Genomic DNA, 13,622 nt, shown 5'->3' on the forward strand with positions numbered 1-13,622 from the left:
AGAAGCTCTCTCTCCTCTTATCGACACGCCTTGTGGCGCAGCCATGACTGGAGTTCGTCGTTCCAGTCGGTCCCGCGCGAATTGGGCCGTCGGACCTGGATGTGTCGCCCTTCACGGAGATAAGCGCCTTGCCCACGCTCAGCTGCAAGGTCGCCGCCAGCATCGTGATCGACGAAGAGATGGAGGTCGCTCACGCTCTCAGGGACGGCAACCAGGCCGAAGCGTTCATTGCCGAGCGTTGCCCACGTCGGGATACCGGTGAGCGCATAGGCCGACATCGCGCTCTCAATGCCTTCGGCGAGACCGAGCCTTCCCTCGGCGGGTGCGAACAGACGTACTGCCGCCTCGCCGAGCGACCCCAGTGCGCGTTTCGGCTCGGCAAACGATGCTTGGGTATGGCCGGAATGCGACAAGAAGGTCCGGTGAACGGCAATCGGTCCTTCGTCGAGGCTGACTGCAGCGATCATCGCTGGCAGGAAGCGGGCGCGCCCCTTCGGTCCAAGCGGTGTGCGTGGATGAAACCTCAGCGCATGGGACGTGGCGAGGATGGCGCGCTCTTCGAGATATGCCTTGGCAGGACTTCGTTGCAGCGGCCGGGCATCGCGCCAGATACGGAGCGCTGCAGCTGGTGGCTTGTTGGAATAGCTCGGCTGGATCGGAAATTCGTCGGATGAGCCGAAAAACAGCGCTGAGGTCTCGATCCCTTCGCGAGCGAGGGCAGCAAGCACGCTGGCCTGATCACAGCCTGCGAAACAATGCAGGAGGATAGCCTTTCGGCCAAGCGTGACACCGAGCGAAGGCGTGCGGTCATCGTGCGCTGGACACCGGGCCATGCCCTTGGTGCCGGACCACTTCCCGCCGCGGCTCTCGCAGAGCTTGCGAGCGGTTTCCTCAAGCGGAGGACGGGATAGGGTTGAGTTCGAAACGGACATACTAGCTCCATCGCCGCACAATTGCCCCTGCAGACTGCCCCCTTTCCTCTTGCCGGACGCGTTTGGCGCTTTCCTACACTCCAATGTTCTATTTATGTTCTATTGCGCATTCAGGCAAGCTAGGAGAGAGCGCGATGAAACGAGAATGGGTAACTGCTGTGTGTTGCGGGCTTGCGATTGCGATCCCCACCATCGCTCAGGCGCAGGAGTTCCAGGTCTTTGATCACCGGCTGAGCAAAGTCGAAAAGCGGGCGGACAAAGAAGTCACGTATGCCCCTTCATTGGCGGTCATTGGGACCGAAAAAGAAATCTCATCCCCCGCTAGTCGAAGTTTCAAAGAGACGCTCTACGAACCCCTCATCCGCCAAGCTGAAGCAAGGTATCGATTGCCGCCTCGCTTGCTCCAGGCATTGGTCTGGCAAGAATCCCGGTTCAATCCAATGGCGATCAGTCCGGCTGGTGCAGCCGGACTTGCGCAACTCATGCCTGCGACCGCACGAGAACTCGGCGTAACCAATCTGCACGATCCAGCCCAGAATATCGACGGTGGCGCGCGATATCTAAGGCAGATGCTTGACCGGTTTGGTGCGATCCATCTCGCACTGGCGGCCTACAATGCGGGGCCCGGCGCGGTCTCCCGAGCTGGCGGAATACCAAGAAATCGGGAAACGCCGGAATATGTAAGGAGCGTTGTCCAAAGATGGATGGCATATGGAGCACTATGAACACGAATCGGAAAAGGATCAGCGGACGGCTCGAGCATCTCCCGCGCGGGGCAGCGATCGTGACAGATGCAGGCGACCACTGGGTTCTGGAAGGCTACGAGCCATCGAACGATGACTTCGGTTTCGAGGTCACTGCCGAGGGCATCGTTGTGGGCTTTGACCGCCTTCGAGTGGAGTGGCTGGGCCAAGTGCCGGCGTAGCGCATTAAATCACGCAGCTCTCAAGATCGCGACATTGTCTGTTTTTCCGCGCATCGCATCGAGGAAGTCCGCCCAATCTTGAAGCATGGCGCGACGTGGCGCCAGATACTCTGCGGCATTGTAGGCTCCGCGAACTTCGTTCTCCTCGCTATGAGCCAGTTGAAGCTCGACCCAGTCTTCATGGTACTTTCGAATCCACATTGGCGGCTCGCCGACTTCGACAAGCTGTTCATTGGCCCATGTGCTCGCAAGACCTCTGAAGCCATGAACAGTCTGCCGACCGTGATAGCCTAGACGATACAAACCATAGATCATGGTGTTTTCGGATAGCGGCACTCCACGCTTCTGACCGGGAAACACATAGTCACTTTGAGAACATGCGATCATGTCCTTGGCGAGCGAAGCGGCTTGCATTGACAATGGTACGATATGCTCACGGTGCATCTTCATTCGATCAGGCCCGATGCGCCAAAGCGGAGAGTTTCCGTCTAGATCCTCAAACTCGTGCTTCTTGGCGAAACGAAGTTCTTTCGTTCTGACCCATGTCAGAAGCGCGAAGGTGAGCGCTGCGCGAGTAATCTCGGAACGTCGCTCCCCTTCTTCATTGTATTGATCCAGCTTGTTTATGAGCTCTGGCAACTGAGCGAGCGGCAGTTTGGCCATATGCTTTACTCGAGGGCGCGGCTTCAGAGCGCCGCGAAGATGAGCCGTGGGGTCCGCATCGCAAAGCCCACTCGCGATGGCGAACTGAAAAACTTGGCCAATGCTCTGCTTCGCACGCCGACTGATATCCAGAGCGCCCCGTTCTTCAATATTGCGGATCACGCCTAAAACTTCAGGCGGGGTGATCTCGTGCATCATCCTTTCGCCCAATACCGGAATCACGTCCCGTTCCATTCGAGACCAGACACGCTTCGCATGAGCTGGATCGAGGCTGCTCCTTCGATTCTTGTGCCACATCTCAGCAACAGCCTTGAAGGTTCTCTCTGGCTCGAAATCTCGACCCGGCTTGTGGACCATCGGATCTTTGCCTTCGGCCAAGGCAGCCTTTGCAAGCGTCTTCAACTCACGCGCAGCCGCGATTCCGACGTCAGGGTAAGCACCAAAGGAAAGCAGCTTCTCCTTCCCGCGATAGCGGTATTTCAAGCGCCAAAGCTTCGAACCGTTCCCTTTTACGAGGAGGAATAGCCCTTCACCGTCGGCAAGCTTGTAGGGTCGTTCTGCCGCCTTCGCATTCTTGATCTGAATCTCACTCAAAGCCATTGGGGGTATCGCTCCTTTTCGGTACCCCCCGAAAGTACCCCCAAAATACCCCCACTCCAAATCCGGCTTCAAGCGCATGCAAGCGAACGCAAGCGGACGCGAATCAGCAACACCGCTTTGATTTCATTATTTTTTTCGGATTTATACGGAAGAATGCGAACCCATGCGGATTCGAGAATGGTAGCGGAGGAGGGACTCGAACCCCCGACACGCGGATTATGATTCCGCTGCTCTAACCACCTGAGCTACTCCGCCCCGAAAGGCCGTGCGGCGGGCCATCCGGCCCGCTCGGCAGGCGGCGCATTTAGGGGGCATCGCCCCCTTGGTCAACACTCATTTGCCGCGAAATGCGAAGCGGCGCAGGAATTCCCACGGACCGCCGCGATAGGCATGGAGCGCGAGGCCGGGAAAAGCGAAATCGCCAGGTTCAATGACGCCTGTAAGCTGTGCCTGCAGAGCCTTTGCTTCCTTGGAGGTGACCTTGTTCTGGATGGTCACATGGAGGCGCGGGCGATGCTGGTCCTGCTGGGTCAGGAGGCCGCGGAAATGTTCGGCAATCTCGTCGCGCAACACCAGCAGGTCGGGGCTGGAGAGCTTGATGGCCGTCCCGCCTCCCAAGGACATCAGGCCTTCCACCCTGCCCCAGATCGGCGGCACCTCGCCCACCAGCCGCGCGAGGTAGCGTCGAAGTTCGTCCTCGCACTGCGCCGGGATGGCATGGAACAGCGTGACATGTGCCTCGAGGTAATTGCGCTCGGGCGGGAAGTGTGCGGTCCTGAGGTCGGTATAGCGGCGATGCAGGTCGGGCGGCAGTTCCGCCGTCAGGATGAGCGGAGCATCGCTCTCGCTCACATCTCCCCGCGTTCGCGCCGGATCTGGCGCCATTTCGCGACATTGCGGTTATGTTCGGCAAGCGTTTCGGCGAAGGCGTGGCCGCCCGTGCCGTCGGCAACATAATAGAGCGCCTTGGTTTCGGCCGGATCGAGCACGGCGGCGATCGCCTCGCGCCCCGGGTTGGTGATGGGACCCGGCGGCAGGCCCGCCACGGCGCGCGTATTGTAGGGGTTCTTGCTGCGCAGTTCGGAAACGCGGATACGGCGGCCAAGCGGCTTGCCCTTGGTGATGGGATAGATCGTGGTCGCGTCCGCGCCGAGCATCATGCCGATGCGGATACGGTTCGACAGCGCGCCGGCGACCATCGGCCTCTCGTCTGCACCTGCCGTTTCCTTCTCGACGATCGAAGCGAGGATCAGCGCTTCTTCGGGCGACTTGACCACCGCCTTGTCGGTCCGCTTTTCCCACGCCTGCGCGAGATAGGTGTCCATCGCTCCCTGCATGCGCGCGACCACTGCGGCGCGGCTTTCCCCGCGCTCGAAATCATAGGTGTCGGGGAGGATGGAGCCTTCTTCCGGCACCTCGATTTCGCCTGTCAGCAGGTCTTCTGCCATCAGCCTTTCCCAGACAAGGATCGACGGCAGCCCTTCGGGCACGGTCACGAACCGGCGGATGACATCGCCGTTCTGCAGCATGTCGACGATGGTCGCGAAGCTCGCGCCCGCCGGCAGCATGAACTCGCCAGCCTGGATCGGCGCGTCGCCGCCGAGGAACTTGGCGCGCAGCAGCATGGCATCGGCATTGTCGATCACGCCCTGCTCTTCGAGATCGCGCGCGATCGACGTCAGCGTGGCGCCCTGCTTCACGACATAGGGCGTGTCTTCTTCGAGGTTGGTCGCCGCGCTGTAGGGCGCGACGAACCAGCCTGCGCCGATGACGGCCAGCAAGGCCAGCACCGCCCCGAGCAGGGCGAGCTTCTTCATCTTAGTCGACCTGCTTGACGATCAGCGAGGCGTTGGTGCCGCCGAAGCCGAAGCTGTTGTTGAGTGCGGCCTTCACTTCGCGCTTTTTCGCCTGCAGCGGGACGAGGTCAACGCCCTCGGTGCCCTCGTCCGGATCGTGCAGATTGAGCGTCGGCGGCACCACCTGGTCGCGAATCGCGAGGATGCAGAAGATCGCTTCCACCGCGCCCGCACCGCCCAGCAAGTGGCCGATGGCGGACTTGGTGCTGCTCATCGAGGCGCCGCACAGATCGTCGCCTAGCACGCGCTTGACCGCAGCGAGCTCGATCGTGTCGGCCATGGTCGAGGTGCCATGCGCATTGACGTAGTCGATGTCGCAAGGCTCGAGGCCCGACTTCTTCAGCGCCATCTTCATCGCCAGTTCCGCGCCCTTGCCTTCGGGGTGCGGGGCCGTGACGTGATAGGCATCGCCCGACAGGCCATAGCCCACGACCTCGGCATAGATCTTCGCGCCGCGCGCCTTGGCGTGCTCGTATTCCTCGAGCACCACCACGCCTGCGCCTTCGCCCATGACGAAGCCGTCACGGTTCTTGTCGTAGGGGCGGCTGGCTTCTTCCGGCCGGTCGTTCATGCTCATGTTGAGCGCGCGTGCCTGCGCGAAGCCCGCGACACCGAGCGGGTTGATGGTGCTTTCCGCACCGCCCGCCAGCATGATGTCGGCATCGTCCAGTGCAATCATTCGCGCGGCATCGCCGATCGAATGCGCGCCGGTCGAACAGGCGGTAACCACCGCATGGTTCGGGCCCATGAGACCGTATTTGATCGAGACCTGACCGCTGATGAGATTGATCAGGCGTCCATGGACGAAGTGCGGGCTGACCCGGCCGGGGCCACGCTCAGCGAGAACAAGCGATTCGCTTTCGATGCCCGGCAGGCCGCCGATGCCCGAACCGATGGAGACGCCTGCGCGCTCCTTGGTGGCATCGTCCATCTCGGTGAGCCCGGCGTCTTCGAGCGCCTGTCCGGCGGCGTCGATACCGTAGACGATGAACGGGTCGACCTGGCGCTGGACCTTGTGGTCGACGCGCTTGTCGGGATCGAAGCCGAACTCGTGTTCCTTTGGCTTCACTTCGCAGGCGATGGTCGCCTTCTGGCCGGTGGTGTCGAAGCGGGTGATCTGCCCCGCCCCGCTCTTGCCGGCGATAAGATTGGCCCAGGTGGTTTCGACATCTCCACCCAGCGGGGTGACGAGGCCTAGTCCGGTAACGACGACGCGCCGCATGCAATTCTCCGATCAAAAGACAACAGGCCCGGCCCATCATCAGGGTCGGGCCTGTCCGGTCCCGCACAAGCTGCGCGGGTCATGAAAAGCTTTGGGGCTTAGCCCTTGTGCTCTTCGATATACTTGGTCGCGTCGCCGACGGTGGTGATCTTCTCAGCCGCATCGTCGGGGATTTCAACGCCGAATTCTTCTTCGAAGGCCATGACCAGTTCGACGATGTCGAGGCTGTCTGCGCCCAGATCGTCGATGAAGCTGGCTTCCTGGGTGACCTTGTCGGCCTCGACGCCGAGATGCTCGACGACAATCTTCTGCACGCGGTCGGCAGTATCGCTCATTCTATTCCCTCTCGTTTTGCAGGGTTATCAAATTGGGGTTCGCCCTAATGAAGGCAAGAGCCAAGCGCAAGGGCCAAGCGTAAAGCCGGCAGCGAACTACGCGAAATTGACCTAATTCGCTGATATTGTATTGTCCCAATAACACACTTGGGAGTATCCTTCATGAAACGCTTCGCTCTGGTCGCATCGGCCCTGCTTCTTTCCGCCTCGCCCCTGCCGGTCCTCGCGCAGGAAGCTGCCGCGCCCGAGGCTGTCGCGACCGGGACCGGAGCGACGATCGTGCCGGTGCCCGGCTGGGCGAGCGAAACGCGCGACGGGATGCTGGTGTTCACCGCGCCGGAAGGCGATGCCAGCGCTGCAATCGTGGGGATCAGCGGGATCGACAACGGTGCGGATGCCGTCGCCGCCGCTTGGGAGAAATTTGCGCCCGGATTCGACCGCGAGGTTTCGATTTCGCAGGAACCGCCTGCGCGCGACGGTTGGGACAACATTACAGTCAGCAATTACGAGACCTCGCCCGCCGAAAAGCTGGTCCTGCAGGGCATCGCATTGCGCAAGGGCGACCAGTATACGGTGGTCCTCATCCGCGGCGCGATGGCCACGATCGCCAAGCGCGGCGCGCAGCTGGGCCAGGCCTTCGGCTCTCTGAAGCCTGCAGACTTCGAGCGCGAGACCTTCGCCGGACGCGAAGCACGCGAACTCACTCCTGCCCGCATCGCCGAGATCACCGATTATGTGACGCGCGCGATGGAGGGGCTTGAGATTCCGGGCGTCGGCCTCGCCCTGGTGCAGGGCGACAGGATCGTCTGGGAAGGCGGCCTCGGCACCACCGAACTGGGCGGCAGCGAGAAGGTGGACGAGGATACCAGCTTCATGGTCGCCTCCAACACCAAGGGTATGGCGACGCTGCTGCTTTCGACGCTCGCCGACGAGGGCAAGCTCAAGTGGGACCAGAAGGTCACCGAGCTCTATCCCGAATTCCGCCTCGGCAGCGCCGAGACCACCGACAGCGTGCTGGTCGAACATTTGATCTGCGCCTGCACCGGCCTGCCGCGCAAGGACATGCAGTGGGTCTTCAACACAAGCGCCGAGACGCCCGCCAGCGACACTTTCGTCCAGCTTGCAGCCACCGAGCCGACCAGCGGCTTCGGCGAGGTGTTCCAGTACAACAACCTCATGGCGAGCGCGGCGGGCTATATCGGCGGCCACCTCGTCTATCCCGACATGGAAGTGGGCGCAGCTTTCGACCGGGCGATGGACGAGCGCATCTTCGACCCGCTCGAAATGAACCGTACGACCTTCGACTTCTCCGAAGCGACGGCCGGAAACTGGGCGCGCCCGCATGCGCGCGGTTATGCCGGCCCGGTCGAGCGCGCCCCGATGGACTGGAACAACATGATCGTCCCCTACCGCCCGGCAGGCGGGGTGTGGTCGACCGCGCATGACATGGCGCTCTATGCACTCAATGAGTTGCGCGAAGGGACGCTGGCCGATGGGACCGACCTCGTCTCGGCCGAAAATCTCCTCAAGCGGCGCCAGCGCTATGTGCCGATCGGCGATGAGAGCTGGTACGGCATGGGGCTGATGGAAAGCGCACGCATGGGCAAGAACATCTACTTCCATGGCGGCAGCCTCATCGGATACAAGAGCAACTTCTGGTTCATTCCCGAAGACGGTGTCGCTGCCGTTCTGCTGACCAACTCCGACACCGGTCAGGGCCTGCTCGGCCTCTTCCAGCGCAAGCTGCTCGAAGTGCTCTACGATGGAACCGAAGAGGCGGAGGAAAACCTCGCTGCTTCGATAAAGCTGGGTGCCGAGGCGCGGGCAAAGGGCCGCGAAGATATAATCGAGCGCGGCGATGCAGAGGTGCTGGCCGCCCTCGCCCCTCGCTATGTGAACGAAGATCTCGGCCCGCTCGTTATCGAGCGCGATGGCGATGCGACTTGGGGCGTGGTGACCTCGGGACGCTCGATGATCGGCACCATGGCGAATGACGATGGCACACACTCGCTAATCATGACCACGCCGGGCATGTTCGGTCTCCCGCTGGTCATCGGGGAGCGCGAAGGCAAACGCGTACTGATCCTCATGGATGCCCAGCATGAATATGTTTTCACAGAGGCCGATAGCTGATCGAAACCCATTGTGCGCCGAACCGGTTGCTGGGTGCGGAGAACACCGGACCCAGCCGCTTCCCCACCCGTTATATGGGTATCAACACTTTGAAAAAGGGAAGCAAAATCATGGCAACTACGGTATTCAAAAGCCTCACCGACACTACGTTCGATTCGGTCGAGGGCTATCGCCAGGCATGTGACAAGGCGGACAGCCCCCAGCTGAAGCAAGCCCTGCAGCAGCGTTGCAGCCAGCGTGAAGACACGCTGCGCCAGATGAACGCAGAGCTCGAGCGTCAGGGCGACGAACTCGTGACCAAGGGCACGCTGACGGGCGAAGCCCACCAGATGTGGCAGTCGATCACCTCCGCTTTCGAAAGCGACGATGAAGCCGCTGCCGAACGCGTCGAAGAAGGCGAAGACTACATCAAGAACAAGTTCCAGGAAGCGATCGAGAGCAACCAGCTCGAAGCTTCGGAACTGGCGGTAGTCCAGCAGGCCTATAACGAAATCTGCGAAGGCGAACGCTTCGGGGATATGATCGAGAAACAGTACGACTAACCACAGGGTTAGCGGAAATGAAAAGGGCGCGGAGTTTCATCTCCGCGCCCTCTTTCGTGTCAGTCTCCGGCGCGATCGACGCGGGTGGCTTCCGCGCCTTCTGGCTTCGGAGCGTCGATAGTGCGGATGTGCACATCGCGCAGCTGGCGCGGGCTGACCAGCGAGGGCGCGCCCATCATCAAATCCTGCGCCTTCTGATTGAGCGGGAAAGCGATCACTTCGCGGATGTTCGGCTCGTCGGCGAGCAGCATCACGATGCGGTCGATACCCGGTGCAGAGCCGCCATGCGGCGGGGCGCCGAGCTTGAATGCCTCGATCATGCCCGAGAAGTTCGCGTCGACGTCTTCCTGGGTATAGCCGGCGATTTCGAAGGCCTTGTACATGATCTCCGGCTTGTGGTTCCGGATCGCGCCCGACGACAGTTCGTAGCCGTTGCAGACGATGTCGTACTGCCATGCGAGAATATCGAGCGGGTCCTTGGTTTCCAGCGCTTCCATCTCGCCCTGCGGCATCGAGAAGGGGTTGTGGCTGAAATCGACCTTCTTCAGGTCCTCGTCGTATTCGAACATCGGGAAATCGACGATCCAGCAGAACTTGAAGCAGCCTTCCTCGATCAGGCCCAGTTCCTCGGCCACGCGAGTGCGCGCGGCACCGGCCAGTTTGGCAGCGTCCTTTTCCTTGCCCGCAGCAAAGAAGAGGCCGTCGTTTTCGCCGAGGCCCAGTTCGGCATAGAGCTTTTCCATGCCCTCGGTGCCGTGGTTCTTGGCGATCGGGCCGCCGAATTCACCGCCCTTGCGGGTGACATAACCGAGCCCTGCGAAGCCTTCGCGGCGCGCCCAGTCGTTCATCTCGTCGAAGAACTTACGGCTCTTTTCGTGCGTGTTCGGGGCGGGGACCACGCGGACCTTGCCTCCGGTGCCGACGATCTTCTCGAACAGGCCGAAACCCGAAGTGGTGAAGTGGTCGGTGACGTCGGAGATCTGCAGCGGGTTGCGCAGGTCGGGCTTGTCGGTTCCGTATTTCAGCATCGCCTCGGCATAGGGGATGCGCGGGAATTCACCTGCGGGGGTCACGGTCTTGCCGTCCGCGAATTCCTCGAACACGCCGGCGAGGACGGGTTCGATCGCCTGAAAGACGTCTTCCTGCGTCACGAAGCTCATCTCGAAGTCGAGCTGGTAAAACTCGGGACTGCGGTCGGCGCGCAGGTCCTCGTCGCGGAAGCAGGGCGCGATCTGGAAATAGCGGTCGAAACCGGCAACCATCAGCAGCTGCTTGAACATCTGCGGCGCCTGCGGAAGCGCGTAGAAACGGCCCGGGTGGAGGCGGCTGGGCACGAGATAGTCGCGCGCGCCTTCGGGGCTCGATGCGCCGAGGATGGGCGTCTGGAATTCGCTGAAGCCCTGGTCGGTCATGCGGCGGCGCAGGCTCGTGATTACCTGGTTGCGCAGCATGATGTTCTTATGGACACGCTCACGGCGCAGGTCGACAAAACGGTACTTGAGGCGCGTTTCTTCGGGATAGTCTTCCGCCTGGTTGACGATCAGCGGCAAATCGTCTGCGCGGCTCTGCACGGTCACGTCGCGGGCGAAGACCTCGATCTCGCCGGTCGGCAGGTTCTTGTTCACCGCCACCTCGTCGCGCGCCTTCACGCTGCCATCGATAGTGACGACCGATTCCAGCCGCAGCTTCTCGAGTACGGGCAGCGCGGGGCTGTCACTGTCGGCAACGATCTGGGTGATGCCGTAATGATCGCGCAAATCGACGAACAGCACGCCGCCGTGGTCACGCTTGTTATGCACCCAGCCCGATAGGCGGACGGTATCGCCGACATTTTCCTTGGTCAGCTGTGCGCAGGTGTGGGTACGATAGGCGTGCATCTGGAATTCTTTCCATTTTGGGATGTATGGCGCTAAGGGCGCGGCGTCGCGCTGCTCCTTAACAGGAATCGCGCGCGCTAACAGGGCACCAGCGGGCTTTTGTCAAGATTCGCGAAGGTGCGGGGGCGGTACTCCGCCCGAATGACAGAAACGATACGATGAAAATACACGAGCTGATTACCGATACCGATACGCTGGCAGCCCTTTGCGAGCGCCTGGCGGATAGCGATTTCGTCACCGTCGACACCGAGTTCATGCGCGAGAACACCTATTGGCCCGAACTCTGCCTCGTGCAGATCGCCAATGAGGAAGAAGCCGCAGCAATCGACCCGCTGGCCGAGGGAATCGACCTTGCCCCACTGTGGGAGCTGCTGTGCGACAACGAGGAAGTCCTCAAGGTCTTCCACGCTGGCGGGCAGGACGTCGAGATCGTCTACAATTTTACCGGCAAGACCCCGCACCCGATCTTCGACACGCAGATCGCGATGATGGCGATCAGCCAGAACGAGCAGATCGGTTATGCCAATCTCGTCGAAAGCTGGCTCGGCTTCACGATCGACAAGGGCGCGCGCTTCACCGACTGGAGCCGCCGTCCGCTGACCGACCGGCAGATCGAATATGCCATCGGCGACGTGACGCATTTGTCCAAGATATTTCCCAAGATCCTGAACAAGCTGGTCAAGACGGGGCGCGGCGCGTGGCTCGATGCGGAAATGGACAAGCTTGCCGACCCGGCAAACTACGCCAACGATGCCGACAGCGCCTGGAAGCGCATCCGCTCGCCCGGCCGCAACCCGACCGTGCTCGGCCGGTTGAAGGCGCTGGCCGCATGGCGCGAGAGCGAAGCGCAGCACAAGAACATCCCTCGCGGCCGCATCATGCGCGACGAAACGCTGGCCGATATCGCCAGCCATCCGCCCAAGAAGCAGGGTGATCTCACCAAGGTGCGCGGCCTGTCCAATGCGTGGAAGGACAACGACATCGGCAAGCGCCTGATGAAGGTGCTCGACAAGGCCGAGCCGCTGTCCAAGGAGGAAATGCCCGAAAAGCCCAAGCGCGGCGCGCCGCTGGGCAAGGAAGGCGCGCTGGTGGCGGACCTGCTCAAGCTACTGCTCAAGATTCGCGCGAGAGAGATCGACGTCGCCGCCCGCCTGCTGACGCGCGCGGACGAGATGGAAGCGCTGGCCGCCGGTGTCCGCAAGCTGCCGATCCTTCAGGGCTGGCGCTACGAGGTGTTCGGCAAGGACGCACTCGAACTGGTCGAGGGGCGCCTCGCGTTCGCGGTCAAGGACGGACGCTTGCTCATGACCCATGTCGATGATGTTCACGCCGGCATGATGGCCGCTGCGCAGGACGAGGTGATCACGGAGCCCGAAGCCGGGTGAGCACTTACCTCCCCACCCTCAAGCAGTTGCAATATCTTGTCGCGCTGCACGAGCACGGCCACTTCGGGCGAGCAGCAGAGGCCAGCTTCGTTTCGCAGTCCACGCTTTCGGCAGGCATTCGCGAACTCGAATCGCTGCTCGGTGTGACGCTGGTCGAGCGAAGCCGCCGCGTGGTGCGATTTACGGCACTGGGCAACCAGGTGGTCGAGAAAGCCCACCGCGTGCTGCGCGAGACCGAGGAACTGGCCGACCTCGTACAGGCGGCGGGCAAACCGCTCGCGGGCCAGCTTCGCATGAGCGTCATCCCCACGATCGCGCCCTTCCTGCTCCCGCGCTTTCTGCCGCGCCTGCGCAAGGAACGCCCCGATCTCGAACTCTTCCTGCGCGAGGAGACCAGCCATGATGCGGTCGAATCGCTCCAGCACGGGCGGGTCGATTGCGTCCTGCTTGCCCTGCCCTTCTCGACCGGCGAAGTGGACAAGGCGCATATCTCCGACGATCCGATCTATGTCGCCTTCCCGAAAGACGATCCGCGTGACCCGCCGGCAATGGTGACGGCGGACATGATCGATGACGGACGGCTTCTGCTGCTGGAGGACGGGCACTGCCTGAAAGACCATGCGCTCGCGGCCTGCAACCGGCCCGAACTGCGCGGGTCCACCACCATGATCGGCACCAGCCTGCACACGCTGGTGCAGATGGTCGACAATGGTCTCGGCCTGACGATGCTGCCGGAGATGGCGGTCGAGGCGGGAATACTGGAGGGCACCGAAGTGGTCGCCCGCCCGCTAAAGTCGAAGAACGCCAGCCGCGAGATCGCGCTTATCTGGCGCAAGAACTCCCCGCGCCGCGACGATTTCGAGTTGTTGGCAGAGGAATTGCGCGCCGGTTAGGCCGGAGCTTTGGCTTTCACGAACTTGTCGAGCTTCTTGTAGGCGAAGATCGGCACGATGACACTCAGCGCAATACCGCCCAAGGCACAGATGCCCAGCCAGATTGCCATGATACTGCCGCCCGAGGTCCACATGCCGTACAGAACCGGCGCTGCGAGAACCAGCCCGCGGACTTCGTTGAAGACCAGGGCAATGCCGCCAACCTTGAGCAGTGCGGCGAGAAGCATATGAAGCGATGCACTCATGACCTGCTTTATGA

The 13,622-nt window shown here is 61.7% G+C and carries 14 protein-coding genes and 1 tRNA gene; 6 read left to right on the forward strand and 9 right to left on the reverse strand.

Annotated elements, in window-relative coordinates; all coding sequences use genetic code 11:
• Positions 1-17: 17 nt before the first annotated feature.
• Positions 18-932, reverse strand: coding sequence for a DUF7146 domain-containing protein (locus K3178_RS12995; protein WP_221571838.1), 915 nt, complete (start codon positions 930-932; stop codon positions 18-20).
• Positions 933-1,066: 134 nt separating this feature from the next.
• Here K3178_RS12995 and K3178_RS13000 point away from each other — a divergent pair, with 134 nt between their 5' ends.
• Positions 1,067-1,657: a lytic transglycosylase domain-containing protein gene (locus K3178_RS13000; RefSeq protein WP_221571839.1), complete on the forward strand. Its 591-nt coding sequence runs from the start codon at positions 1,067-1,069 to the stop codon at positions 1,655-1,657.
• On the forward strand, positions 1,654-1,857 hold the full coding sequence (locus tag K3178_RS13005) for a DUF5818 domain-containing protein (RefSeq protein WP_100259232.1): 204 nt from the start codon (positions 1,654-1,656) through the stop codon (positions 1,855-1,857). Before K3178_RS13000 ends, K3178_RS13005 begins: the two co-directional genes overlap by 4 nt.
• 9 nt (positions 1,858-1,866) lie before the next feature.
• Here K3178_RS13005 and K3178_RS13010 read toward each other — a convergent pair whose 3' ends face one another.
• The 6 genes from K3178_RS13010 to K3178_RS13035 all read right to left on the reverse strand — a co-directional run bounded on the left by K3178_RS13010 (position 1,867) and on the right by K3178_RS13035 (position 6,533).
• Complete coding sequence (locus K3178_RS13010) at positions 1,867-3,120, reverse strand: tyrosine-type recombinase/integrase (protein ID WP_221571840.1); 1,254 nt, start codon at positions 3,118-3,120, stop codon at positions 1,867-1,869.
• Positions 3,121-3,298: 178 nt separating this feature from the next.
• A tRNA-Met gene (locus tag K3178_RS13015) sits at positions 3,299-3,375 on the reverse strand.
• Positions 3,376-3,453: 78 nt separating this feature from the next.
• Positions 3,454-3,972: a 2'-5' RNA ligase family protein gene (locus K3178_RS13020; RefSeq protein WP_345719903.1), complete on the reverse strand. Its 519-nt coding sequence runs from the start codon at positions 3,970-3,972 to the stop codon at positions 3,454-3,456.
• A complete protein-coding gene (mltG, locus tag K3178_RS13025) occupies positions 3,969-4,937 on the reverse strand; it encodes an endolytic transglycosylase MltG (RefSeq protein WP_221571842.1) in 969 nt (322 codons plus the stop codon). Before mltG ends, K3178_RS13020 begins: the two co-directional genes overlap by 4 nt.
• A 1-nt stretch (position 4,938) precedes the next feature.
• Complete coding sequence (gene fabF, locus K3178_RS13030) at positions 4,939-6,198, reverse strand: beta-ketoacyl-ACP synthase II (protein WP_221571843.1); 1,260 nt, start codon at positions 6,196-6,198, stop codon at positions 4,939-4,941.
• A 98-nt stretch (positions 6,199-6,296) separates the two neighbouring features.
• Complete coding sequence (locus K3178_RS13035) at positions 6,297-6,533, reverse strand: acyl carrier protein (protein ID WP_006834437.1); 237 nt, start codon at positions 6,531-6,533, stop codon at positions 6,297-6,299.
• A gap of 162 nt (positions 6,534-6,695) precedes the next feature.
• Between K3178_RS13035 and K3178_RS13040 the strand changes: the two genes are divergently transcribed.
• Positions 6,696-8,666, forward strand: coding sequence for a serine hydrolase domain-containing protein (locus K3178_RS13040; RefSeq protein WP_221571844.1), 1,971 nt, complete (start codon positions 6,696-6,698; stop codon positions 8,664-8,666).
• Between the two features lie 110 nt (positions 8,667-8,776).
• Positions 8,777-9,208, forward strand: coding sequence for a ferritin-like domain-containing protein (locus K3178_RS13045; protein WP_221571845.1), 432 nt, complete (start codon positions 8,777-8,779; stop codon positions 9,206-9,208).
• A gap of 59 nt (positions 9,209-9,267) precedes the next feature.
• Here the strand turns inward: K3178_RS13045 and aspS are convergent, their stop codons facing one another.
• Positions 9,268-11,085, reverse strand: coding sequence for an aspartate--tRNA ligase (aspS, locus tag K3178_RS13050; RefSeq protein ID WP_221571846.1), 1,818 nt, complete (start codon positions 11,083-11,085; stop codon positions 9,268-9,270).
• A gap of 158 nt (positions 11,086-11,243) precedes the next feature.
• Between aspS and rnd the strand changes: the two genes are divergently transcribed.
• The gene (gene rnd, locus K3178_RS13055) at positions 11,244-12,470 is read left to right on the forward strand and encodes a ribonuclease D (RefSeq protein ID WP_221571847.1); all 1,227 of its coding nucleotides are present in this window, start codon (positions 11,244-11,246) and stop codon (positions 12,468-12,470) included.
• Positions 12,467-13,363: a hydrogen peroxide-inducible genes activator gene (locus tag K3178_RS13060; RefSeq protein WP_221571848.1), complete on the forward strand. Its 897-nt coding sequence runs from the start codon at positions 12,467-12,469 to the stop codon at positions 13,361-13,363. Before rnd ends, K3178_RS13060 begins: the two co-directional genes overlap by 4 nt.
• Here the strand turns inward: K3178_RS13060 and K3178_RS13065 are convergent.
• On the reverse strand, positions 13,360-13,608 hold the full coding sequence (locus K3178_RS13065) for a hypothetical protein (protein ID WP_221571849.1): 249 nt from the start codon (positions 13,606-13,608) through the stop codon (positions 13,360-13,362). The two genes, K3178_RS13060 and K3178_RS13065, sit on opposite strands and share 4 nt — an antisense overlap.
• Between the last annotated feature and the right edge of the window lie 14 nt (positions 13,609-13,622).

The organism is Qipengyuania sphaerica, assembly GCF_019711595.1.
GTDB classification, from domain to species: Bacteria; Pseudomonadota; Alphaproteobacteria; order Sphingomonadales; family Sphingomonadaceae; genus Qipengyuania; species Qipengyuania sphaerica.

What these genes read in the sequence shown, in the direction of transcription:
- K3178_RS12995 (WP_221571838.1), bottom strand. Translation starts at nt 932, where the DNA reads ATGTCCGTTTCGAACTCAACCCTATCCCGTCCTCCGCTTGAGGAAACC.
- K3178_RS13000 (WP_221571839.1), top strand. Translation starts at nt 1,067, where the DNA reads ATGAAACGAGAATGGGTAACTGCTGTGTGTTGCGGGCTTGCGATTGCG.
- K3178_RS13005 (WP_100259232.1), top strand. Translation starts at nt 1,654, where the DNA reads ATGAACACGAATCGGAAAAGGATCAGCGGACGGCTCGAGCATCTCCCG.
- K3178_RS13010 (WP_221571840.1), bottom strand. Translation starts at nt 3,120, where the DNA reads ATGGCTTTGAGTGAGATTCAGATCAAGAATGCGAAGGCGGCAGAACGA.
- mltG (WP_221571842.1), bottom strand. Translation starts at nt 4,937, where the DNA reads ATGAAGAAGCTCGCCCTGCTCGGGGCGGTGCTGGCCTTGCTGGCCGTC.
- fabF (WP_221571843.1), bottom strand. Translation starts at nt 6,198, where the DNA reads ATGCGGCGCGTCGTCGTTACCGGACTAGGCCTCGTCACCCCGCTGGGT.
- K3178_RS13035 (WP_006834437.1), bottom strand. Translation starts at nt 6,533, where the DNA reads ATGAGCGATACTGCCGACCGCGTGCAGAAGATTGTCGTCGAGCATCTC.
- K3178_RS13040 (WP_221571844.1), top strand. Translation starts at nt 6,696, where the DNA reads ATGAAACGCTTCGCTCTGGTCGCATCGGCCCTGCTTCTTTCCGCCTCG.
- K3178_RS13045 (WP_221571845.1), top strand. Translation starts at nt 8,777, where the DNA reads ATGGCAACTACGGTATTCAAAAGCCTCACCGACACTACGTTCGATTCG.
- aspS (WP_221571846.1), bottom strand. Translation starts at nt 11,085, where the DNA reads ATGCACGCCTATCGTACCCACACCTGCGCACAGCTGACCAAGGAAAAT.
- rnd (WP_221571847.1), top strand. Translation starts at nt 11,244, where the DNA reads ATGAAAATACACGAGCTGATTACCGATACCGATACGCTGGCAGCCCTT.
- K3178_RS13065 (WP_221571849.1), bottom strand. Translation starts at nt 13,608, where the DNA reads ATGAGTGCATCGCTTCATATGCTTCTCGCCGCACTGCTCAAGGTTGGC.